The organism is Paenibacillus pasadenensis, assembly GCF_023715725.1.
GTDB classification, from domain to species: Bacteria; Bacillota; Bacilli; order Paenibacillales; family Paenibacillaceae; genus Paenibacillus_O; species Paenibacillus_O pasadenensis_A.
On sequence record NZ_JAMBOT010000011.1, the window covers coordinates 71,509 to 95,979 of the forward strand.

A 24,471-nucleotide genomic window follows, 5' to 3' on the forward strand; every position below is an offset into this window, starting at 1 on the left:
TTTGTTTCAAAGGGAAAGCACACTCCGTTTCATTCTTTTCGTTGGTGCGGCTTTACTCAGATGCCGCAATGACGCAACTTTTCCATATTAGGCGACATCGCGCCAGAGCTCAAGCGTAATTCCTCCCAATTTTGCATCCGGCATGAAAAAGGCTGTTATTTGCGCCCTGCACGCATAAAAACAAGCTGACCAAATAGATGGCCTTGTTTCCAGTCTGACATCGGGATGTAACCGGTCTGTTACGATCTGTAGAGCGGCCCCTTCTATAATAAGGTGACACTGATCATCTAGAGGGGCTGAACAAGATGTTGATTTACGGATTAAAAGGAAATTCTTATGCCTAAGCCGATAGATTCTCGATTCCGCTATATGCCGGGGCTGGATGGGTTACGGGCTATCGCTGTGCTTGCCGTTGTTGCCTATCATTTAAACATAAAGACAGTGCCGGGCGGATTGCTGGGAGTGACACTATTTTTTGTCCTGTCCGGTTACTTGATTACCGATATTCTGATGAAACAGCTGGAGAGGCAAAAGAAACCTGATATTCGAACCTTCTTAATCCGCCGCGCAAGAAGACTGCTGCCCGCCATGCTCCTTATGCTCGCTATCGTCTCTTTTTGCCTATTGATCAGCGACGTTCCCCGCCTCGTTTCCTTATTAGGCGAGATCGGCTCCGCTTTGCTTTATTTATATAATTGGCATCTCATTACAAAAGAAGTCTCTTATTTCGAAAGCTTCGGCCCCCCTTCTCCATTTGGTCATTTATGGTCGCTTGCCGTTGAAGAACAGTTTTATTTGTTCTGGCCCTTCATTCTCGCGGTTGCGGTCCGTCTTGCGTCCAGACGCGGCAAGCTGGCGACGGGGCTGCTGGCGGGGGCAATGCTGTCCGCGCTGCTTATGGTTTTGTTGTACAAATCGGGCTCGGACCCGAGCCGGGTTTATTACGGTACGGATACAAGAGCGTTTGCCCTGCTGATCGGCGCTGCGCTGGCGGTCGTGTGGCCAAGCTGGAAGCTGACCCGAACGGTCTCGGAAAGAAGCCGCAGAATATTGGATGGAGCCGGAGTGGCGGGGCTGCTGATTATTGGCTTCATGATGGCCCGGGTCGGGGAATACGATAGTTTCCTTTATCGCGGCGGAATGGTTCTTTTTGCTCTCGCTGCTGCTGCTGTTGTGGCCGTGCTTGCCCATCCCGCGAACCGGCTGGCCCGCTTTGTCGGCATTAAGCCGTTGAAATGGATCGGCGTTCGCTCTTACGGCATTTATTTGTACCATTATCCCGTTATTGTTCTAACTACTCCTCTCCTAGAAAGAGTAGAGTTCAACCCTCTGCGCGCGTTATTTCAGATTGTGCTGACAGCTGCGCTCACGGAGCTGTCATGGCGGTATCTCGAGGAGCCTATACGGAAAGGTGGATTTATTCCCTATATGAACAATTTCATGAGGCAAGTGAAGGATAGAAGTATTAGAAGCAAGCTGGTCAGGGCGGTTGTTTCTTTTGCGGCAGTCATTCTTATTTTGACCACAGTGGCCTGCATGAACAATACAGGCCAGCCATCGGTGAACTCTTTAAAAAATGTTCAAACAAGCGGCTCCGGCCAGCTTCCCGAAGGGGGGCTTACGGCGATCGGAGATTCCGTTATTTTGGGGGTCGCCTCCGGATTGGAAAAGAGGCTGCCGGGCATCGTTATTGACGGCGAGGTGGGCAGGCAATTGTCGCATTCAGTCGACGTAGTGGAAGGACTGAAAAGCAGCGGCAGGCTGGGTGATACCGTCATTGTCCAGCTAGGAACAAACGGAATCTTTTCCATGAAGCAGCTGGAGGCGCTATTGGAAGCGATTGGCCCGGAACGGCAAATTCTGCTCGTAAATACTAGAGTTCCGCGTGATTGGCAGGATAAGGTGAACGAGACGCTCGCGAAGGCGGCGGACATGGCGGACAATGTGAAGCTGGTCGATTGGTATGCCGCGAGTGAAGGCTTCGACGATATTTTTGCCAAGGACGGCGTGCATTTTAACCAGAAAGGAATTGATATGTACGTAAATCTGCTGGTTGAATCTCTATAACAAACGGCGCTCGTTTCCCCAACGCAATAAGGGAGCGAGCGCCGTTTCTTTTGCAAAATGGAAGTTAAATCAGCCTTGCGGCGGCAAGCAGCTTGTAGATGATATCCGCTGCCGCCTCGCGGCTAATAATCGGCATCTTGCTGTACCCGTTCGCGCCGAGTGAACCGGAGGATTTCCCGCTTCCCAGCACCTCGATGCCGGAGGCGATTTTTGTGGCCTCCGCGTTCAGCGGAGCAAAGGCTGCGCCAGCGGGGGAAGCGGCGACAGATCCGCTGAACATGCCTCCATCGGCGGGAGGCATTCCGAAGGCGCGGCTGATCATAGTGTCGAACTGGGCGAGCGTCAGGCGCGTCTTGGGCGAAAATGCCGCCGAGGACGTTCCGTCGATCAGCAGCTTTTCGGATAAGGCTTGAATGCTGGCGCGATACGGAGATTTGGCAATGTCGGTATAGGCGACCGTGCGTTTGACTGCTGCGTAGGCCGTGTAGCCCGGCTGTGCGATGGAAACGGATGTTGTTCCGTCGCTATTTTTGCTGAACGCAGCAGGCGTTGGATAGGCTTTGCCTTTGTGCAGGAACAATGCGCCTGCTCTAGCTGCGTCGACGCCAGCATCCAGCACAAAGGAGTGTTTAATGAAGGCGCTGGCCGGAACCGCCAGCGGCCTGGAAGCCTTGCCCGCCGAGATGGCGTTCAACTCAAAGGCGACTGGAGCGCCGAGCAGCTTCGCGCCGGGCGTGCCTGCGGTGAACGCGGCGGTGTTAGTTGCGGCGGAGCGGATAACAAGCTCCGCGCCGGAGCCTTTGGGCAGCGACTGAAGCAGGTAGAGCGGCAGCTCCACGGCGGCAGCTCCGGCGTTCAGGGCGAGGGAGCTGCCAAGCGGCGCTTTCGCCAGAGCGGCGGCGTTTGCTGCGCTCAAGCTGAGCTTGACGGCAGGCGTGTCGTTGAGCGGAACCCCGTCCGCGACGAGCGCCAGCGGGCGAAACGCTCCTTTAAGCGCAGCGGCGATATCCGCTCCTTTAAGCGCAGCGGCGATATCCGCTTCTTTAACCGTCACAACGCCTTCATCGGATACGGTTGTTTTTAGCTTGATTTTGGTTTGTCCAGGGCGGACGATGCCTTTCAGGGCGCGGTCGCCAAGCTCCACAGGCAGCGTCGGCAGCGAAACCGTTACCTGCACCGAGTCCTTGATTGTCGGAATGCCGGCCGCCGCGATGGCGACGGAAAGCTGCACGCTCTCCGCCTTTTTCGGCCGAGCCGCAAGAATGCCCTCCGCAGTTATCAGCTCCGGCTTGTCGCTGGCATACACGGCGTAGGTGACGCCTTGGCTGGCGGGCAGCTGTAGCACGGGTTTGCCTACAGCGGTTTTGTTCACGATATCCGCCTGGAACGTTTCTTTGGCGGCGGCAACAAGGCTCAGCTCCTCCTTGTTGTAATCAACTGCCATCGTGCGGGTTGTGATGAACTGCTCCAAAACATTAAAAAATTCATCATACTGCGTAGCAACGGCGTACATCGTGTACGAGCCCTCCGGCAGCTTTTGGTAGACGGGTTTGCCCTCATCGTCGTAGCTGGAGTAGAACTGCTCGCTTAATCCCTCAATCGTATAACGTCCCGGCTTATACCCGTTCGGGTCGCTCGTTTCCGCATAAAACATAATGCCTACGAAGGTATCATTGGCGTCATAAACCTCCAAATCGATCACATCAACGCCTTCCTCGTTCAAGGTGAAGCTGGCGGAGATTTTATCGTTCACGCCGTCCCCGTCCGGCGATAAAATCGGATTCGAAAGCTCCAAATCCTGAATGCCGAAGCCGTTATCCGGCAATTTATCGCCAACATGCAAAACAAACGGCAGACGCAGCGTCGGCAGGCCCGGAGAGGTCAGCACAACCGAGCCTTCATATGCGCCAATAGCTGCATCGGCAGCAGGAGCGGCGCTCAGCGTAAACGAAGCCTCGCCGCCAGCAGGAGCGGTAATGGAGCCATCGCTCAAGCCTCCAAGCGAAACGCGCAGCTTGGACGTATCCGGCGTTGCGGCCGGATTGGCCGGATCGGAGGTAACGGCGGCGTTCATCTCGACATAAGTGGAGTAGGTGACCGGAGACGCGGCCGTATTGTTGACGCGCAGATTGGCGCTCTGGGGCTCGGAGCCGGCAGGCACCACGCCGAAGCTGTAGTTGTCGCCGTAATTCGTCACCTCCAGCGGATTCAGGTTGTGATCGCGCAGCGTCAGCTGCTCGACGCTTTGCAGCACGGCGGGCGTGCGGATCGCGTTGGCGATATTGGCTCTGCCCGCTCCTTGAGAGTAAACGTCATACCGTGTTCCGTTGTCGTCATAAATCGTGTCGGCGGTATTTGCAAGCGCCGCGCGGATGTCCATCGGCGTCCATTCCGGGCGCTGCTGCTTGAGCAAAAGGGCCAGTCCCGCGATATGAGGCGTGGCCATGCTTGTGCCGCTGATGCGGTTGTAAGCCTCGCTGTACGATGCGTCCGGGTTTGTTTTGCCGTAAGCCGGCCAGGTGGACAAAATATTCACGCCAGGCCCGGTAACATCCGGCTTGATGCCGAGCTTGCCGTCCGAGGCCGGTCCCCGTGAGCTGAACGGCGCCATGCGGTCGCCTGGAAAGGAGGTGCGCGGGAAGTCCCCTCCAAAAGTCAGATGGAAGGCTGCTTTCGGGTTGGCCGTCACGATGCGGGCCAGCTCGCGGCCCTCCGTTCCTTTCATATCAAAGGTCGGGATGTAATCAAAGCTGTCTCCCAAATACCCAATCGGCCCGATGAAGCCGTCCCGGTCGGGAATGGAAACTTTGAGATCAACCTTGACGCCGATGTTTCCGCCGTTAAAAATAACGATTGCTTTTGCGCCGTATTTTTTAGCCAGCGCCGATTTGTCGGCATAGGCGTTGATTCCGCGCGACACAAGCACGATTTTTCCCTTCACGTCCAGCTTGGCGTAATCCCGCTCCATGCCAAGTCCGGCGTACACCGCCTCGATCGGCTCGGACCCCAGCAGCGCGGCAAAGTCCTCCTGGCCTGTGCGCCAGCCCATGGCGTTCAGGCTGTAGCTAAGACCGCCGTACACCGCTTCGGTAACGGACGGGCTGTAGACTGAGGCGCTGACGGTTGCCGAATAGCGGCTGCTGGGGCTGGTTGCAGCACCGACGGAAATGGCCAGCTGGCTGGAGGCCGGAGAGCCCATGGAATAGTAGTAGCGACCCTTATCGCCCGCATTGCCGTTCGCCACGACGGCGATAACGCCTGCCAAAACGGCGTTGTTGACGGCAATAGAGTCAGGCGAGAAGGGGTCTTTAACCGCGTCCGAGCCGAGCGACAGATTAATGACATCCATGCCGTCCTTAACGGCCCGCTCGATGCCGTCGATGATTTGGGCGGATGAGCCGGTTGCGCGCCCGCTTTCAGGATCGAAGCCGAGCGCTTTGTAGGCGTACAGCTCCGCCTCGTAGGCCACTCCCTTTTGCGCAACGTCGGTTGCGCTTGCAGCGGCTCTTCCGGCAATTGTCCCCGCGACATGCGTCCCGTGCGTCGTGCCCGGATTGCGGGTCTCGGCGTTTGGAATTTCCTCATAGGGATCTGCAGTTTGAAAATAAGAATCGAAGCCGCCTTTATAGGCTTCCTTGAGGTCGGGATGCAAATAGTCAATGCCGGTGTCGATGACGCCGACCTTCAGCCCTTTTCCCGTTAAGCCCTTGGCCCAGGCCTCGGGCACGCCAAGCTGCTTCAGCGGATCGATGTCGCAGCGGCACGCCTCGGAGGTGAGGTCCGGCGCGGCTGCGGCGGCGGGAACGGCGTAGTAGGTCAGATTCTCGTGAATGGATTTGATGCCCGGCAGAGCGGCGAGCAGCGGAATTTGGTTGGCCGGAAGCTCAACCTCCATGCCGTTCAGCACCGTGTCGTAGCGGTATGTTACTTGGAGCGTTAGCCCGCGGCCTGCTGCAGCCTTCAGCAGCGACTGCTGCTCCTCGTCCACCGTCGTTTCTGTAACGGCGGACGGCGCAAAGCCTTTGCCGGAAGCGAATTTCCCTTCCGCTACTGCAGCGCCGTCCAGCTGGAGGATGACTTTAACGCGGGCGGATGTTTTGGTGTCGAGGCGCGGGGAGATGACTGCAGGCTCCGGCGCCAGACTGCGAAGCGCTGCCCCAGATTCGGCCGCACGCAGCGAGTCTGCTGACAGTCCATTTTCCAAACGGCTTTGCAGAAGAGCTTCCGCTTTTGCGGACGTTGCGGGCGAAGGCTGCAGCGCGGAGGCAAAAACGCCGGTGGGCAGCAGCAGGGAGGCGGCCAGCAAGGCAGAAATCGCTTTAGATATTAATTTGGATTGGTTCAAACGTTTGTCCTACTTTCTGTATGAGGTTGAATTATTGCAAAATTCATGCAATTTATGACAAAAAAAGGTCTAAAAAGAGCGAAAAGAAGAAGCACCAGGGCCGCTTACGGGACCCTGGTGCTTTTTGCCCCCGTGGGAGGACGGGATTAGATCAGCTTGCTGCCCGAAAGCAGCTTATGAATTACGGTTGCAGCCGCTTCGCGGGTCGTTGCGCCGAGCGGGTTGAAGATGGTGGCAGAGCCTGCCACCGAGCCTTCCATCAGCCCGGCGGAGGTGACGAGCGAGATGCTGTCTTTCGCGAATGCTCCGAAACGTGCAGCGTCGCTATAGGTCGTAAATTTACCGGAGTCGGCCGTAACGCCCGCAAGCGTAGCAGCTTTAGCCAGCATAACGGCCAGCTCCTGGCGGCTGATGATGCCGTTCGGACGGAAAGTGCCGTCGCTGTAACCGTTGATCAGACCGGCCGCATAAGCCGCGCTTACCGCGTCATTGTACCAAGCGCCTGCAGTCAGATCGCTGAACGGAGCTTTAGCCGCAGCCGTCAGGCCCAGGCCGCGCGTCAGCATGGCCGCGAATTCGGCGCGGGTAACGTTCGCTTTTGGCGTGAACATACCGGCAGCCGTGCCGTTGATCAGCAGCTTGTCGCTCAGCGACTGGATGCGGGATTGCGCCCATGATCCGGCAATATCCTTGAATGTTGCGCCGCCTGTTGCTGCGGCATAAACAGAGAAGCCGGGACGGTTGACCGTTACGGTCGTGGTGCCGTCTTCATTGGATTTGAACACGGCAGGGGCCGGAGCCTGCTTGCCGTCAGCCAGGAACAGAACGCCCGCCTTGGAGGCGTCAACGCCTTTGTCCAGCGTGAAGGAACGTTTCAGGAACGTTTTGGCCGGTACGGAAAGCGGTGTGGAAGCTGTTCCGTTGACCGTATTGGCTTCAAATGCGACCGGAGTTCCCAGCACCGTTGCACCGGAGAACTTAGCGGCTTCGTCCGCCGCAGGACGGATGACCAGCTCAAGCGCGCTGCCCGCCGGTACGGATGCCAGCAGGGAAAGCGGCAGCTCAAGCGCCTCTTTACCGGTGTTCAGGTAAATTGCGCTGCCCGCAGGTGCGGTGCCCAGCAGCTTGATTTGCTCGTTCGTCAGGCTCAGCTTAGCGGCTTTGCCTGCTTCCGCAGCTGCGTTCACGACAAGCGCCAGCTTAGTGCCGCCGTTGCCGATGGCTGCTTGCAGATCGGCATAGGTGACCGTTGTAACCGTAGAGCTAGCATCCGACTTCGTATCGGACTTCACCGTCACCTGCTGCAGTCCTTGAGCGGTGATGGCTTTCAGAGCTTCGCCTGCCGCAGCCGGAACCGGCGTTGGAGAAGGAACAATGATTGGGCCGCCAGGGAAGCCGTTGTTGCCGCCAACGTTGTAGTTGCTGTTTACGACGGAGAACGGAATGTAACCAAAGGTTTCAAACAACACTTCTCCATTCAGGATATAGGCTCCGAAAATGTTGAAGGAGTATGACCCGTCCTTTAACGAGCCTTGGGCATTTTTTCCGTCTGCATCGATAGGATACTTGCCGTTGAACGTATGAGAGTAAGCCTTTGCTTCAATTGAATTCGGGCTGTACACATTGTCCGTTATACTCAGATATCCAACGGTATCGTCATTAATGTCGGAAATGGAAACGGCCAAGAAGTTCAAGCCCTCAACCGCGACACGGTAAGAGAGTTCCAGGGAGTCGCTGTTGCCGTCGCCATTTGGAGTCAGCTGGCGATTAGTAACCTTCACATCCTGGATGCTGTAGCCGGTATCAGGCATTCCGTCGCCAACATGCACGACAAAAGGAATGTGCAGCGTCGGCTGGCCGTCCGCTTCTAGCAGAATCGAGCCTTCGTAAACGCCTTCAGCCGCGTCGGCAGAAGGAGCGACGCTGATGCTGAACGGTTTCTCGCTATAAGCGCTTGCCGTAACCGTGTTTCCGTCAAGTCCGTTCAGAGATACTTTAATTTTGCTTGTATCCGGGGTTTCAATTGGATTTCTCGGATCTGACGTCACACTCGTATGCAACTTGTAGGAAGCGTTATACGTGACGGATTTATCCGAAACGTTTTTGAGCTGCAGGGCGACCGATTTCTCCGCACTGCCCGCTTTCATCACGCCAAAGCTAGCGTTGTCGCCGTAATTCGTTACGTCGACTTTGTTCATTTTCTCATCGTACATGGAGAGCTGTTCAACCGTTTGCAGCAAAGCCGGCGTTTCCAAAGCTTTGGCAACGTTAATACGTCCCGCGCCTTGTGAATACACGTCATAACGGGTGCCTTCTTCATCTGCAATCGGATCGGCTGTGTTGGCCAGAGCCGCACGGATATCAAAAGGAGTCCATTTCGGGAAAGCCTGCTGCAGAAGCGCAGCCGCTCCGGCTACATGAGGCGCAGCCATGCTTGTTCCGCCAAGCCGATTGTAGGCTTCATCATACAGATCAGGATCCGGATTGCTGAATCCTTTGCCGTATGCAGGCCAAGTGGACATGACAGCAACGCCCGGAGCTACAACATCCGGCTTAATGCCTAAAATTCCATCCGAGTTCGGCCCGCGGGAGCTGAAATCAGCCATCCGGTCGCCTTCCACAACTGTCTTCTGATAAATTTCTCCCATATCGAGTGTGAAGTTTGTGCCAGGGTTGGCTGTCAGAAGTCTTGCAAGCGCCCGGCCCTCTGTTCCGTTCATGTCGAACGATGGGATGTAGTCAAACGAATCGCCCAGATAGGCGATCGATCCAATGTGCCCATTGCGATCCTTAACGGATTCACTCAGATCAGCGCTGTTGGCATCGTTGGATTTGACATTGCCATTAAAGATAATAATTGCTTTAGCGCCTTGTTCCTTCGCATTTGCGATCTTGTCGACAAATGCGATGTTTCCGCGCGACACGAGTACGATTTTGCCTTTAACATCAAGATTCTCGTAATCTTCCACTTGCCCTAAATCGGCATATACAGCTGAAGCTGGATCCGTCCCGAGCTCTGCTGCCAGATCCTCTTTGGCCGTTGTCCAACCTATTGCATTTAAATCGTGATCCTCGTAAACCGAGTCCGTAACCGTTGCGCCATAAACAGCGGAGCTTACGCTGCCTGTATAGCGGTTGCTGTCGCTTGTAACCGCGCCAACAGAAATGGACAGCTGGCTGGAAGCAGGAGAGCCCATGGAATAGTAGTATTGCTCCGAATCGACGGCGTTGTTGCCGTTTGCAACGACTGCAACTACGCCATCAAGCACCGCATTGTTCAGGGCGATGCTGTCTGGAGTAAAAGCGTCCTTGGCATCATCGGAGCCAAGCGACAGATTGATGACGTCCATGCCGTCTTCAACGGCTTTTTCAATACCGTCAATAACCTGCGCGGAGGAGCCCGATGCTCGTTTTGTTTCATAGTTGAAGCCGAGAACCTTATAGGCATAAAGGTCGGACTCATAGGCAACGCCTTTATGGTTAAAGTCGCCCGTATTGGCAGGGCGGGCTCCAATTGTTCCGGCTACATGGGTACCGTGAGAGGTTCCGGTATTTCCCGTTTCATTGTTCGGAATTTCCTCATACGGATCCTCTGTATTAAAATAGGAGTCGTGTCCGCCTTTATAGGCATCCTTCAAATCGGGATGAAGGTAGTCGATACCTGTATCAATGACGCCGACCTTGATTCCTTTCCCGGTAAAGCCTTTAGCCCAAGCCTCGGTAGCTTTAATTTGATCCAGAGGGCGAATATCCCCTTTGAACGCATCGGCTTCATCGCCGGATTCCGGAGGCGCAACCTGTGGAATCGAGTAAAACGTACGATTTTCATAAATGGATTTAACGCCCGGAATTTTGGCCAGCAAAGGAATTTGATTGGCTGGAAGCTCAACCTCCATACCATTTAGCACCGTATCGAATTGATACGTCACATCAAAATCCACTCCAACGCTCTTGGCATTCGCGATAAAACCGGACTGCTGCTTGCTGATATTGCTTTCAGTGGCTTGAGAAGCGAGAGAACGAACACCCATTTTGGCTGCATATTTGCCTTCCGATATGGAGGCTCCATTCAGGGTGACGATAACCTTAACACGATCCTTAGAAGTCGTATCAAGGCGGGGAGATATAAGCGGCTGCAGCCCTTTGTTCAAGCTTCCGGCTAAAATGCCCGGGGTAACGGTCGGCTCGGCTGCCGCTGCCTGAGCAGCGAACGGCGTCAGCAGCAAAGCTGCGGACAGCGTCGTCGATAGAGCCTTGGTCAGTGTTTTGCGAGTAGATTTCTGCAAACAAGAACCTTCTTTCTATTAGAGGATGTAGGAAAAAGTCGCTGCATGGATAATAGAAAATATAACATATGTAGGCTGGTAAACTATCATGCTAGCAGCAAAGTAATCTTAGAATACTCGGACAATTAGGCCTTGTCTAGCAGATTTTAGGTTATTAATAGAGATATTTTGACGAATTTGCGTTACAACTGCGCTAAATAATTGCGTTAATGCTTTAGTGTAACAATATATTTTCGTGAATTTTACGCTCTCAATTGTGAAAAACGGTTATTTATTTGAGATGGAATGAATCTGGAGGACTAAATCTCTTTGGGTATATGTGATCAAAAGTGACATTGTTCGACGGCGGCATTAAAAAGCAAATGTAGTACAAAGAGATTTCATTAATTTGGAATATGCCGCTACTAGACATCCGCCCATTGTAAACCGATATACTAAGATCTAATAGAAACGCCGGGCAGAGCCGGATGGCATAGCCTGAATAGCCGAAAGGAGGAAAGCCAATGAGCACAAGCGGCAGCTTGTTTCCTGCCTTTATTTCAGAAATGAATACCGGTCTGGCGCCGGGAATTAGATGCGACACGTTTATCATTCCAGAGGCGTTCGGGACAGGCTTCATTGAGCGCTTCCGCTTTCAAGGCGGCTGTGAGCTGCATATCGCGAAGTATGAATTGGATGTCGAGCAGAGGGTCGAGCTGAAGCTGGATAAGTCCTTTATGGAAGTTATTTTTACGATACAAAGCGAACGGGCTGGAGAGGTGGCCGGTGACCGGCGCAACCTGCAGCCGGGGCGTTCCCTGCTGTTAATGCTGGATCGACACAGCATCAAATCGCTGGATTACAGGGGAAGGGACACTCATCATTTCATTAAAGTGAAGCTGACCAAAGAAGCTTTTGTTAAAAAAATGAAGCGGCTGCTTCCGGAAACGATCCACTACGAGCTGCTTGCCCGTTCCTTATCCTCCTCTTTTATCCACCAGAAAAAGATGGACGCGGATATAAAGCTGATTTTAAACCAGATTACAGCGTTCTCTTATTCCAGCGCCGCGCGCGAGGTTTATTTGGAATCCAAGGCTTCCGAATTGATTACAGTATTTTTCTGCAGCCTTGTTCAAGAGTTGACGGAAACCGGTCAAGCTGCGTCCATTCTGTCCAAGGTCGACCTGGACAAAATTGTTGCGGCTAAAGAGATTTTGCTCGCTGACTTGGCGGATCCTCCTTCTTTAATCGGCTTGGCGAAGCAGGCGGGGATTAACGATTTTAAGCTTAAAGCCGGATTTAAAGAGATGTACGGCCAATCTGTTTTTTCGTTGCTTCGCCAAAAAAGAATGGAAACCGCCTATGCGCTGCTAACGAATGGCTGCTCGGTAACCGAAGCCTCTTTTTCTGTCGGCTATTCAAGCTTGAGCCACTTTGCTATAGTTTTTAAACAGCAATTCGGTTTCAATCCTAGCGAACTGATAAAAAAGGACCGTTAGACAGCAGTAATTCCGCACACCGTTAATGAAAATCCCGTAATCGTTAGCCAGTAACTCATCTATTTAATGATAATGATAATTATTATCGCTTCATAAATGAGGGGGAAGTAAGTGAAAATGAACCAATTCAAGTTATACCGGCTTACGATTCTGCTTATAGCGGCAGGAATATTAACTACGGCCTGTTCCACTTCCAACGGTGCAGACACGCCAAGTCCAAACCCATCCGTACCGTCTTCTGTCAGCCCTGCGGCAAGCGGCGATTCATCCGCCAGCACAAGGACGGTTCAGGATGCAAACGGCAGCGTTGAAATTCCTGCCAATCCGCAGCGGATCGTTGATTTGGCTGGCCTTGCTGAACCGCTGCTCTTTTTAGGGCATAAGCCGATTGCGACCACGACCACCTATAACAATGAGCTTCCGGCAGAACTCGCGAAACAGCTGCCGGATACAAAACCGCTCGATTACATGAATTACGACATCGAGCAAATTGCGGAGCTCGATCCGGACCTCATCCTTATTTATACGTTACAGGCCGACAAGATTGAATCTTTCCAAAAGATTGCGCCTACCGTTGTGCTGCCAGTGACGGAGAAGTGGCAGGATAGTCTCACTGTGCTCGGAGGCGTTTTGAACGCAGAGGAGCAGATGGCTGGCTGGATGGCTGATTTTTCAAAGAGCGCCAAACAGCTGCAGGAAAAGATTTTGGCTGAAACCGGCGATGAGACATTTGCTCTTCTTGAAATGCGGGGCAAAACGATGATTATGCATGACGAAAGTTTTGGCCCGGGCGCTTTATTTTTTAACGAATTGAAGCTTCCGCTGCCCAAAGGAGCGTCTGCTGCTGAAAAGGCTGCTGCAGCGTCGCAGGTCAGCCGGGATTTAAACATGGAAGGTTTGCTTGCGTATAACCCTGACCACGTATTTGTTAGCGGACCGGAAACATTTATGGAAGATATGAAAAAGGATCCGATCTGGACAAAGCTGAAAGCCTACCAAAAAAATCAGATTTATTTTATTGACGAAGAGACGCTCCAAACCTACGGATACGGCGAATTCGGATGGCCCCGCATGCTCTCCCTGATTGAAACGCAGCTTCTGGGGGGAGGAGCCAAGTGAGCATCTCCAGTTTGATCAAAGAGCGGCGGACGATTCGCAATTTTAACGGAGAGACGTTAGCGTATGAGACTATACTTGAGCTGCTGGAGACCGCCGTATGGGCGCCTAATCACCAGCTTCGGGAGCCATGGAGGTTTATTTACATCCGCCCGGAAAAAAAACGAGCCATGGTTGAATGCAAAATGGAGATTATAGGTGAAACGACACGGCTTCGGAATGCTTCGCCAGAGCAGACGAAACGTTTTATGGAAAAAGGGGAGCAAGTTCCGGGTTATCTCGCCGTTGTTATGCCAGAGGATGCCAGACAAAGGCAGCGCGAGGATGATTACGCTGCTGTATGCTGCCTGATTCAAAATCTGCAGCTGGCTGCGTGGGACAGGGAAATAGGCGTCCTGTGGGGAACCGAGGAGTACCTTCATCACCCGAAGTTCAGGAGATTTTTAGGCGTTACCCCCGGAGAAAAGGTAGTGGGGCTGCTCTACATGGGCTATTTTGACCAAGCGCCCAAGCCAAGCGAGCGAATTTCTGCTGAGCATAAAATGACCGTGATCTAGGCGAGACTCTGCATCCCATCGAGCGTTTAGCTCGGCGGGATGTTTTTTTTAAAATTTTTCCGCCGGTTATTCGGAGCATCCTCTTCTTCTATCCATAGTCTGCTACTCCTGACTGGTTAGGCCTTTCCTCCCATTATTTATTAATTGGATGCCTGCTTCCGACCGAAGATATAAGTATATGTTTTTATTTGCACCGCATGCGTCCGTAGTCCCAAGGAGGGCGAAGCCGCGCCGCCTGACGAATTGGAGGATTGGATGTTCCATGATTATGACCGCATCCTGTTTGATTGCGGCTTTTGTGCCGATCGCTCTTGCACTGCTGGTGTTCCGGTACCGGCAAGTTCCGGGCACCAATCTTTATGTTGTGCTGGCCTTGCTGTCCGCTCTGTTCAGCTTCAGCATTTTGATGCAGTACATTATGCCGGAGTACGAGGCCAAGCTGTTTTGGCGCAATGTCGCTAAAATCCCGATTTTTATGTTCCCGGTCGTAGGCTTGATCCTGTCCCTGATATATGCCGGCCTGGAACGCTGGATCCGCCACTGGCTGATTACGCTGATGTGCCTTGTTTCATCGATGGCAATTGTGCTCTTTTTTACGAATGACACCCATCAATTAATGAGAACGATGATTTTCACGGAAAGCGCCGATTTGATCGGCATTCAGAGAACGAACCTGAACAGCGTTTTTCTTGCCTATGCTCTTTTGCTGCATTTATTTGGAGCGGCTTTTCTGCTAAAGGCGTCAACGGTGGAGTGCGGCCGCCGCCGGGTTCAGCTTCTGCTGCTGTCCACGGCGATGCTGCTGCCAATTATTTCACTGTGCATGAACATGATTTACCCGGAGGTGTCTACGGGTGCTGCAGGCGTTATTTTATTTTCTCAGTTTCCTTCATGCCTGCTTCTGTTCTGGGCTTTGTACCGTCATCAGGTGCTGCATATCGTCCCGTTCGCGCGCAACAAGCTGATTGAGATGATGAAGGAAGGTATTATCGTATTGGATTCGGAGCAGCGGATTATGGACTATAACCCGGCTGCGTCAAGCATTCTCGCCAGGGCTGGAGGGATAGAGCCGGGCAATTGGACGGCGCTTCCGCTGCCGAAACTGCTGCCAAGCGCAGCTGCGTGGCTCGAAGCGCATGAAAGCCGAAGCGAGATGTATGTGGAGCTGCCGTTCGGAAACGGGGAGGATGACCCCAATCAGGCGTGGCTGGCCATTACGGTTACGCCGCTTATATCCGGGCAAGGAATTTATTACGGCAGCTTATCGGTCATTTCCGACATCACCGGAACGAAAAAGCTGGAGCAGGACTTAAGGAGAAGGGCGTCCACGGACGGTCTGACCGGAATTTACAACCGCGCCGGGTTCATGGAACGGGCCCAGCGGCAGCTGTCTCTTTGCGCGGAGGAAGAGGAAACGTTCAGTCTGCTGCTGCTTGATTTGGATTTTTTCAAACGAATCAACGATGAGCACGGACATCAGAGCGGCGATCAAGCGTTGAAAGGATTTGTGGAGGCGGTGCAAAAGGTCGTTGTACACCGCGCCATGTTCGGCCGAGTCGGCGGGGAGGAATTCGCCATAGCTCTCCCCGGCAGCGACGTAACGCAGGCGAAGGAAATTGCGGAGCAAATCCGCAACTCGGTGCTCGACTCCTCCATGAAGCTGGAGGACGGGCAGGAGCTGCAGCTCACCGTCAGCATCGGCGGCGCGAGCCAGTCTTCCTACGTGAAGGAGGACAGCTTTCAAAAGCTGTACGCCGAGGCGGATCAAGCCTTGTACCGTGCCAAGCGGGGGGGTCGCAACAAGGTAAGTTTTTAAGTCTAAGCCGAACAGCGCCGACTTCTCTTTCATCAGTTATTGTTTTCATGCCGACTGGGGCTTCCTAAGCTCAATTCGGCTTTTTTGGACATCGTTGAAACCGAGCGGAAGATGCTGGACTTGACCCCCGCATCACAAGAGGGGGAAAATAAGGGAAAGGCTGAAACTGCTGCCTAGACAGCGAGACCGATGAAGGAGGGATTGCCGTGCATTTCAGAGCGCTGATGGTAGACCGTCGGGATGAGGATGTGGAAGCATTCGTTCAGACCGTTGAAGAGGCCCGGCTGCCGGAAGGGGAGCTTCTCGTCAAGGTGGCTTATTCCAGCATTAACTATAAGGATGCGCTGGCGCTTGAGCCGGATGGCAGAATTGTAAGCCGTTATCCTCATATTCCAGGAATCGACGGCGCAGGCGAAGTGATGAAAAGCTCGGATAAAAGGGTGAAGCCCGGCAGCAAAGTCATCGTGACGGGGTACGGCTTCGGCGTAAGCCAGCACGGCGGCTATGCTGAATTCGCCCGCATTCCCGCTGAATGGGCGGTGCCGCTGCCCAAGGGCCTTAGCGAGCGTGAAGCGATGGCGCTGGGCACCGCAGGTTTAACGGCGGCAATGTCGGTGCAAAAGCTGCAGGACAACGGCGTTTCGCCTTCGTCCGGGCCGGTTGTTGTAACGGGCGCAAGCGGCGGCGTTGGCACGCTGGCCATATCGATGCTGGCCCGGCTCGGCTATGAGGTGGAGGCGGTATCGGGCAAGGAGGAGGCGCAGGCCCGCCTGCTGGAGCTTGGGGCAGCGCGTGTGCTGCCCCGCGAGGAGCTGCTTCCGGAGGAAGCCAGGCCGCTGGACAAGCAGCGCTGGTCCGGCGCGGTGGACTGCGTCGGCGGCCCGATGCTCGCTTGCATTCTGAGCCGGATGAAGTACGGCGGCGCCGTGGCAGCATGCGGATTGACAGGCGGGGCGGATTTGCCGGCCAGCGTGTTTCCGTTTATTTTACGGGGCGTCGGCTTGCACGGCATTGATTCGGTGTGGGCTCCGCGGGAGCTGCGGCTGCGGCTTTGGAAACGGATGGCGGGTGATTTGAAGCCGCGGCAGCTGGAGCAGCTGGTCTCGGAGATCGGGTTGGCCGAGGTGCCGGGGGCGGCCAAGGAGCTGCTGCGCGGAGCCTCGTCCGGGCGCAAAGTTGTGTCGCTGATGAAGGACAAAGAGTAATCTTACAAAGAAAAGCCATGGAGGCGCGGCAGCTGCCGTACCTCCATGGCTTTTCTGTTGGGCTCAGAGCTGGAGTTGGGGTCGAACAGAAGCGGCAGCTGAGCCGGGAGTTCAGTCCGCTTGCGCGTTATTGGTGCTTGCCGCCGCCGGCAGGCTGGGGGCTTTTTGCCGGCAGCCTAAACCTTTCGGCCGACAAACACCAGATCGCGTTCGATCCCGTCAAGCACAGCCACAGCGGGCATACGTCCCCATATTTCAAAGCCATGCCGCTGGAACAGGCGAATGCTCGGCTCGTTATGCCCGAAGACAAGACCGACCAAGGAATGAATGCCAAGCTCCGGACATGCCTTCATCGCTCGCTGAAGCAGCAGTCCGCCCACTCCTTGCCCGCGCAGCTGGGGCGAGAGATAAATGCTGACCTCCGCCGTACCGTTGTAAGCGGCTCGCGGGTGAAAGGATTGAAAGCTTAGCCATGCGGACACGGTCCCGGACCCGTCTTTAAGCACCCAGAGCGGACGGAAATCCGGCGAATGCTCGGTAAACCACTGCTGGCGGTCTGCAGGCGTCACCGGCTCCAGATCGGCGGTAACCATTCGTCCGGCTATCGTTGTATTGTAGATGTCGACGATGCCCGGCAGGTCCTCCGGCGTCGCATCCATTAAGGTATAGTCAAGCAGCGGTTCGTTCATACGGCAGCAGCATCCTCTCGGTTGTTTTCCACTACCGCTATCGTAGCATGAACAATCGAGCTCAAGCTATACGGTTCTAGTTATACAGGGGAGGCAGCTCAAAAAGCCCGCTTCCCTCCAGGAGAGGGCGGGCGGGCCGGACAAAGGGGACCTTAGGACTGCTCTCCGTTGCTGGATTCGGCTGATGCTCCTGCTGCGGGCACGCTTCCAATCTCGTCGGCATATTCCTCCAGCGACTTGATTTTACCGTGCGGATTCTGATGCTGCTTGCGCTGTTTCCAGTTGCTTTCGCGTCGGCGTTTTGCTGTGCTCATGGGGTCCCCTCCTTCCTGTGAACTAGAGTGGGCGAAGAAGGGGGTTCCTATGCAGGTTGGAAACAAAACGCCATGCTTCTACCCCGGGGCAAAGAGGCGGTGGTCAGCCTAAGCCGACCCAGTCGCTGCCGGCCGTTTTGTCCCAGCGGCTGCGGATGGACACATAGGCCTCTTCGTCCAAGCGTGAGGCTTCGCGCAGCATAGAGGCATTTTCCGACCAGCGTCCGGGTTTAGTCGTGCCCACGATGGCGGTGTGCACTGCCTCCGGCGTCAGTGCAAAACGCAGCGCCGTACGAACCGACTCCTCCGCGTTATCCTTGAGGAAAGGGTAGTCGAGCTTTTGCAGCCGTTCCCAATAAGGTTTGGCATATTCGCTTTTGGGCTCTGAGCCGCCAAGCCAGGCGACGTTGGCAACGGGACGTTTAATCGTCACTCCCATGCCTTTATCGCGGGCGAGCGGGAGCGTTAGCGTGGCAGCCTCCTGATCCGCAATGTTGAACGAGGTCATAAGCGAATCGAACAGGCCGCTTTCCACCGCGTAACGCGCCGCCTTATGGTCGCCGCTATAACCGATATAACGGGTTTTGCCCTTTTTTTTGGCCCTCAGCAGCACCTCAATGACATCGCCGCGTTTTAAAACCTCTTCCGAACAGCTGTGCAGGTGAATCATATCCACGGCGTCCGTTCTCAGCCTTTTCAAGCTGCGATCGATGCTTTGCTCCAGCATGGCGGGGGACCAGTCCTCGCCTTCGAGCTCCTTTGCATGGCCGCATTTGGTGAACAGATAATAGTCCTGCCGCCGCCCGCTGACGGCTCGTCCGATCAGCTCCTCGCTGTCCCCATAACACTCGGCTGTATCGATCAGATTCAGCCCTGCATCCAGCGCGCTGGAGAGCAGCTGCTCCACGACGGACAGCGAAACGCCGCTTTGAATTTCAGAGCCTCCAAAGCCAAGCGCGCTAACCTCCATGTCGGTCGATCCGTACCGCCTGCGTTCCATTGCTTCATCACTCTCCTGTTGTCATATAATTCAGGAAATTTACCCCATGCTCCGCAGGTTTGAACCTGGAGAAGCGGTCTAAGTTGTTGCCGCTTCTCCTTTTTTGGTCCCGTTCTGAGCCAGATCGTCCAAATTCAATGAGACGCTTAGTTCGGGTGTAGGATAATGCAAGTTCAGTTTTTCCAGTTCTTCCACGATCAATCGCAGCACCAAATAATTCCGGTACCAGCGGTTGTTGGAGGGGATAATCTGCCACGGGCATTGATTGGTCGCAGTGCGGTTTATCGCATCCTCATAGGCGGCGGTGTAGGCTTTCCAATGGTTGCGCTCCTCCAGGTCGGAGGGATCGAATTTCCACAGCTTTTCGGGAGTTTCCATGCGTTCACGAATCTTTTGCAGCTGGAATTCGGGCGAGATATGCAAAAAGAATTTCATCACCACAATGTTCTGGGAGTACAGCATTTCCTCAAAATGACGAATGGACTTCAAACGCCGCCGCGCCTCCTTGTCGCCGATGCTGCCGTGAACGCGGGTAATCAGCGTTTCCTCGTAGTAGGAGCGGTTAAAGGCGGTCATATATCCCCGGGCAGGGACGCTGCGATGGGCTCTCCACAGGAAGTCGTGCCGCGCTTCCTCCTCGGTTGGTTTTTTAAAGCTGTAGGCCCGGAAGCCGGATGGATTGATGCCCCGGAATACTTTTTTAATCACGCCGTCCTTACCGCTGCAATCCATGCCTTGGAATATAACCAGCACTCCATGGGACTGTGAAGCAAACAGACGGTCCTGCTGCTCCTCCAGCCGTTCCAGAAGCCCGTTGTATTCGTTCTGAATATCGTCTTTGCCCTTAAAGCCGCCGGTATCCTCAGGATCAAAAGCCTTCAGCTTTAGCTTGGAATCGCTGCCCAGCCGGTATCGGTCTATGTTCACGGATATCCCTCCTGGCATGTTAAAATCATCCATACGGATAGTTTACCCTCAAATCGTTCAAATCCTGCTTGGTCACCCTAGTATGCGAAAAAAGGATGTGGGCGCATGAAAGAAATTTGGGCGCAGAGCGGCGGCGTGCAAATTCACGGATTGGACAGCGGTGCGGATGAAAGCTCGAGGGGAATGCTGCCGCTAATGATTTGCCCCGGCTTATCGATGTCGGCAGAAGAATATATTCCATTCATGGAGCTTATGACGCCAAGGCGCTGTATCGTGCTTAGCTTTCGAGGGCGAGGACAGAGCGCAACTCCTGAATCGGGCTACACGCTGGAGGAGCATTTGGAAGATGTAATAGCCATTCGGGAGGCGGCCCAGCTTGAACGATATCATCTATATGGATACTCCCGGGGTGTCTCTTATGCACTGGCATTGGCCCGTAATGAGCCGGAACGTATCCAATCCTTGATGCTGCTTGACTATCCGCCTGTTCATCTCCGCATGACCCGTGAATGGGCGGAGGGGTACATTAACGATTATTTAATCCCGTCCGGCAGGACAAAATTTATAAGACCGGAGGCTGTTTGGGGGATTCAGCGTGAGTCAGATGACCGTCTCATTGCTCCGCCAGCCGAGCTGCCGCAGCTTGTGATGCGCGGTCTGCTGGAGGGATCGCTTTTGCCAGACGATAAGCTGGAGCTATATTTAAGCAGGTCGGAAGAGGCGGAAGTTAGGGCCGCAGCTCAGCAGAAAGTCCAAGGACAGCGGCAAATGGAAGTACGCCATTTTCCATACTCGGCACATGACGTTTTCAGAACGGAACCTGATGCTCTTGCCTCCGCTGTTAGGGAATGGATGAATAGATATGATGTTCAGCCTTAACTGGAATTAATGGGATGCTGGAGCAGAACCAATCAGTGGACTGAGCGTTTTTTTGAAATCTGCCTGCTAACTGTGAGATGATAAGGGGGATAAAGAAGCGGCCTTACCGGCCGGGCAAAGGAGCCCATTATGAACTCTCCTCAGCTGCTGCAGTTGAAAAGACTCAAAAACGAAATTACGCGTTTCATGATGATGTACAAATTCGCTCTCGATGAAATGGAAACAAAGATCGAAATTCTCAAGGAGGAGTTCCAGCTTCTCCACGACTATAATCCCATTGAGCACACCAAGTCGCGGGTCAAATCGCCTGAAAGCATTATTAATAAAATTGCCCGCAAAAATGGCGAGCTGTCGCTGCCGTCCATTAAAGAAACGATCAAGGATATCGCGGGCCTGCGCATTACCTGCTCGTTTGTATCGGATATTTATCGCATTCACGAGATGCTCAAGGTCCAGCATGACCTGCGCATTATCGACGTTAAGGACTATATCGCGAATCCAAAGGCGAACGGTTACCAAAGCCTGCACCTGCTCGTTGAGGTTCCGGTATTCATGTCCGACCGGGCGGAAAAGGTGCTTGTCGAAGTGCAGATCCGTACGATTGCAATGGATTTTTGGGCGAGTCTGGAGCACAAGCTGTACTACAAGTACAACAAGGCGGTGCCGGAGCATCTTCTTCGCGAATTGAAGGAGGCGGCGGATTCCGCAGCTGCGCTCGACATCAAAATGGAACGGCTGCACCGCGAGGTCGAGTCCCTCCAAAATGAAGAGGAAGAGGAGACAGAGAGTTATCTCCCGGCGCTTCTAGATGATGGGCGTGGCAATAAGAGCGATGTGCCTTCACAGCTGCTTCGGCTGCTGGGCGATTTCTCAAGTTAGGTAACGATAGTGTAGAGCGCTAATGTAGGCTCCCGCTGGTTATGAGCTGCTTCTCTTTTATGGGGGGCGACTCAGCCGGCGGGGGTTTTTGCTATGTAAATTAAAACGGAGCAAGCGGTTGAGCGCTTGCTTTGTTCATGCGAACCGGCCTTATTTTGGGCCGAACTCCGGGAATCGATTGAAATAAGGGTAAAACCGGCCTTATTTCGGGCCGAAGCCCGGTAATGGTGTGAAATAAGGGTAAAACCGGCCCTATTTTGGCCCGAAGCCCGGTAATGGTGTGAAATAAGGGTAAAAAGGGTCTTATTTCGGTTTGAACCACGGAAATCGCGCGAAATAAGGGTAAAACCGGCCTTATTTCGGCCCGAATCCTGGAAATCGAACGGAATAAGGGTAAAACCGGCCCTATTTTGGGCCGAACTCCGGGAATAGAGTGAAATAAGGGTAAAACCGGCCCTATTTCGGGCCGAAGCCCGGTAATGGTGTGAAATAGGGTAAAACCGGCCCTATTTTGGGCCGAACCCCGGAAATCGAACGGAATAAGGGTAAAAAGGGTCTTATTTCGGTCCGAACCACGGAAATCGCGCGAAATAAGGGTAAAAAAGGCCTTATTTCGGCCCGAACCACGGAAATCGAGTGAAATAAGGGTAAAAAGGGTCTTATTTCGGTCCGAACCACGGAAATCGAGCGAAATAAAGGTAAAAAGGGTCTTATTTTGACCCGAACTCTCCCAAAAACAAAAAAGCCGCCGGAATTGAGTCCATTTCTGGACTTAATTCCGGCGGCGACATGCCAAGCTACTTCTCATCCGCCGCTGGAGGCTGAGCGCCGCCATGCTCCGGCAGTCCGGTCATAAAGCTGTCGGACAGCCGCAGCAGCTCCAGGGCGCGATCATAATCGTCCTTCGTCGTGCCGTTAGCCGGCAGATCCTTTTTCAGCTCGTAGCGCGTGCCGTCCTCATACCCTACACCGGGGATATAGAGAGACTGGCCGCTCAAGAACGAACCGGAAGGTAGATAATAACGCTGCGGAATAATGTTGGACGACTCATTGAGCAAATCCTGCCCAAAGTGAATCTGACCGTCCATCGAAGCTCCGACAAGATTGGCCACGGTAGGCAAAATATCCACCTGTCCGCCCATCGATTCAATCGTGCGCGGCTCCAATCCCGGCATGGAAAGCAGCAGCGGCACATTGGTCATCTCAGAGTAGCCGTACTCCTTGCCGTAAATTTCGGCCATAAGCTCTTTATCCTTGCGGTCCAGCGAGAAGATCGGCAGTCCTTGGTGGTCGCCGTACACGGCAAGCAAGCTGTCGTCCCACAGGCCGGATTGTTTAAGGCCGTCCACGAACTGGCCAAAGGCGTAATCCGCATAATGCTGGGCACTGATATAGTCGCCTACAAACGTATCCTTGTACCGTTCGGGCAGCTCAAACGGCTCGTAACCCGGAGAATCCGGCACCAAGGAGAATGGATGATGCGCGGTCATGGACAGAATCTGAGCGTAAAAAGGATTGCCCGAAGCATCCATTTCCTTCAGCTTATCCAGCGTTTTGGCGTACAGCACCTCATCGTCCGATCCGAAATAAACCGAATTGTTTTTGCCGAAATATGACTGGTCGTAAAACTTGTCAAAACCTACGGCTTTATAAAGCTCGCGCCGGTTCCAGAAGTCCACCACATTGGTGTGGAAGGTCGCAGACTCATAACCGCCATACTGCTTAAGCAGCTTGGGCAGGCTCGGAACTTCCTTGTAGGCGTAGCTCATCGCGGCCGCTCCGCTTTCCGGAATGTAGAAGGAAGAGTTGACGACGAATTCGGCGTCGGACGTATTGCCTTGGCCGACCATCTGATAAAAGCGGTTGAAGTACAAGCTTTCGCGTGCAAGCTTATTCAGATTCGGTGTCACTTCCTTGCCGTCCAGCTTCAGGCCGATCAGGAAGTTCTGGAACGATTCCAGCTGTACGATGATGACGTTTTTGTCTTTAGCTGCTCCGAAAAAAGCGGGATTTGCCGGCGATTCGGTACCTTTTAGCTCGTCAATGCGCTCTTGGGTAACCTCATCGGCGTCAAGCAAATCCTCTTCGCTGCTGCTGTCCAGCAACGCGTAAGCTTCATAGTTGAGAATGCCCATTTCTTCCGCTTTTGTATGCTCATTCATGCTGGCGCGATTGGGAAGAACATTGAACAGGCAAAGCGAGAAGGAAAGCACCACGACTCCCGCAAAAACAGCTTTCCGCCGGCTGAATTCGCTCTGTTGGCGGTTGTCGTTCGTCAGCAGTTCTTTGCGGCGGCGAATGAGCAGATAAACGATAACGATAATGTCCAAAAAGATCAGCGTGTAATAAGGGTCCATCAGCGAAAACACGCTGTTGCTTACCGCTGTTACCTGGTTAACCTGCTGCAGCGCCTGCCAGGTGGCGATAACTCCGTAGTATTTATGGTACATGAATACGGAAAATAAAATGCCGGTCAACGCTGCGTCGGCGATGACGTAATAAATCAGCTTGCGCTTGCGCGCGAACATCTCGATCAGGCCGAAGATCAGCCAGGCAAAGGGCAGCTCGGTAATAAGAATCGCCCAGGATGGTCCATCGTCAAATATGACGAACCAGGTCAGCATGCTTTTCAGCAGGATGAGGACGGAGAAAAATAAAAAGGGCCGGCTGGCCAGCAGCCGAGTTAAACGATTCTGCTGCAAGGTAACTCTTCCTTTCGTTAAATAATGATGTTGATGATCTATAAGCAATTCTGGCTGAACGTGATGAATGGACCGCACCGTCAGAAACGGTTTAGAAAATGGCTACAAACACTAGTGTACATTATGAACCGGGTATAAAGCCTTGTCAAAAAGCAGGAAAGGCAGCCAGAGGTACTAAAGTTGAGGGAACTTAAGGGATATAAGTTTTTTT

General features: G+C 53.7%; 15 protein-coding genes. 8 read left to right on the plus strand and 7 right to left on the minus strand.

Annotated features, from left to right (window positions below):
• Window positions 1-336: 336 nt before the first annotated feature.
• A complete protein-coding gene (locus M3223_RS19855) occupies window positions 337-2,067 on the plus strand; it encodes an acyltransferase family protein (RefSeq protein WP_251564850.1) in 1,731 nt (576 codons plus the stop codon).
• A 64-nt stretch (window positions 2,068-2,131) separates the two neighbouring features.
• On the opposite strand, the gene M3223_RS19860 is transcribed toward M3223_RS19855, so the two are convergent.
• Window positions 2,132-6,412, minus strand: a complete 4,281-nt coding sequence (locus M3223_RS19860) for a S8 family serine peptidase (RefSeq protein ID WP_251564852.1) — start codon at window positions 6,410-6,412, stop codon at window positions 2,132-2,134.
• A gap of 146 nt (window positions 6,413-6,558) precedes the next feature.
• A complete protein-coding gene (locus M3223_RS19865; protein ID WP_251564854.1) occupies window positions 6,559-10,698 on the minus strand; it encodes a S8 family serine peptidase in 4,140 nt (1,379 codons plus the stop codon).
• A 503-nt stretch (window positions 10,699-11,201) separates the two neighbouring features.
• Here M3223_RS19865 and M3223_RS19870 point away from each other — a divergent pair.
• The 5 genes from M3223_RS19870 to M3223_RS19890 all read left to right on the plus strand — a co-directional run bounded on the left by M3223_RS19870 (window position 11,202) and on the right by M3223_RS19890 (window position 16,870).
• Window positions 11,202-12,176: a helix-turn-helix transcriptional regulator gene (locus tag M3223_RS19870; protein ID WP_251564857.1), complete on the plus strand. Its 975-nt coding sequence runs from the start codon at window positions 11,202-11,204 to the stop codon at window positions 12,174-12,176.
• Window positions 12,177-12,293: 117 nt separating this feature from the next.
• A complete protein-coding gene (locus tag M3223_RS19875) occupies window positions 12,294-13,295 on the plus strand; it encodes an ABC transporter substrate-binding protein (protein ID WP_251564859.1) in 1,002 nt (333 codons plus the stop codon).
• On the plus strand, window positions 13,292-13,849 hold the full coding sequence (locus M3223_RS19880) for a nitroreductase family protein (RefSeq protein ID WP_251564860.1): 558 nt from the start codon (window positions 13,292-13,294) through the stop codon (window positions 13,847-13,849). The genes M3223_RS19875 and M3223_RS19880 overlap by 4 nt, the downstream gene beginning before the upstream one ends.
• A 262-nt stretch (window positions 13,850-14,111) precedes the next feature.
• Window positions 14,112-15,665, plus strand: coding sequence for a histidine kinase N-terminal 7TM domain-containing diguanylate cyclase (locus tag M3223_RS19885; RefSeq protein ID WP_251564862.1), 1,554 nt, complete (start codon window positions 14,112-14,114; stop codon window positions 15,663-15,665).
• Between the two features lie 224 nt (window positions 15,666-15,889).
• Window positions 15,890-16,870 carry an oxidoreductase gene (locus M3223_RS19890; RefSeq protein WP_251564914.1) on the plus strand — a complete coding sequence of 327 codons (981 nt, stop codon included), beginning with the start codon at window positions 15,890-15,892 and terminating at the stop codon, window positions 16,868-16,870.
• Between the two features lie 176 nt (window positions 16,871-17,046).
• Here the strand turns inward: M3223_RS19890 and M3223_RS19895 are convergent, their stop codons facing one another.
• The 4 genes from M3223_RS19895 to M3223_RS19910 all read right to left on the minus strand — a co-directional run bounded on the left by M3223_RS19895 (window position 17,047) and on the right by M3223_RS19910 (window position 19,800).
• Window positions 17,047-17,559 carry a GNAT family N-acetyltransferase gene (locus M3223_RS19895; protein WP_251564864.1) on the minus strand — a complete coding sequence of 171 codons (513 nt, stop codon included), beginning with the start codon at window positions 17,557-17,559 and terminating at the stop codon, window positions 17,047-17,049.
• 152 nt (window positions 17,560-17,711) lie between these two features.
• Window positions 17,712-17,873 carry a DUF6254 family protein gene (locus M3223_RS19900; RefSeq protein WP_251564866.1) on the minus strand — a complete coding sequence of 54 codons (162 nt, stop codon included), beginning with the start codon at window positions 17,871-17,873 and terminating at the stop codon, window positions 17,712-17,714.
• 103 nt (window positions 17,874-17,976) lie between these two features.
• Window positions 17,977-18,873 (minus strand): aldo/keto reductase, encoded by an 897-nt coding sequence (locus M3223_RS19905; RefSeq protein ID WP_251564868.1) that lies wholly within the window; start codon window positions 18,871-18,873, stop codon window positions 17,977-17,979.
• Window positions 18,874-18,951: 78 nt separating this feature from the next.
• On the minus strand, window positions 18,952-19,800 hold the full coding sequence (locus M3223_RS19910) for a PPK2 family polyphosphate kinase (protein ID WP_251564870.1): 849 nt from the start codon (window positions 19,798-19,800) through the stop codon (window positions 18,952-18,954).
• A gap of 105 nt (window positions 19,801-19,905) precedes the next feature.
• Here M3223_RS19910 and M3223_RS19915 point away from each other — a divergent pair, with 105 nt between their 5' ends.
• Window positions 19,906-20,679, plus strand: a complete 774-nt coding sequence (locus tag M3223_RS19915) for an alpha/beta fold hydrolase (RefSeq protein WP_251564872.1) — start codon at window positions 19,906-19,908, stop codon at window positions 20,677-20,679.
• Between the two features lie 129 nt (window positions 20,680-20,808).
• Complete coding sequence (locus M3223_RS19920) at window positions 20,809-21,558, plus strand: GTP pyrophosphokinase (protein WP_251564874.1); 750 nt, start codon at window positions 20,809-20,811, stop codon at window positions 21,556-21,558.
• 797 nt (window positions 21,559-22,355) lie between these two features.
• Here M3223_RS19920 and M3223_RS19925 read toward each other — a convergent pair.
• Complete coding sequence (locus M3223_RS19925; protein WP_251564876.1) at window positions 22,356-24,260, minus strand: LTA synthase family protein; 1,905 nt, start codon at window positions 24,258-24,260, stop codon at window positions 22,356-22,358.
• Between the last annotated feature and the right edge of the window lie 211 nt (window positions 24,261-24,471).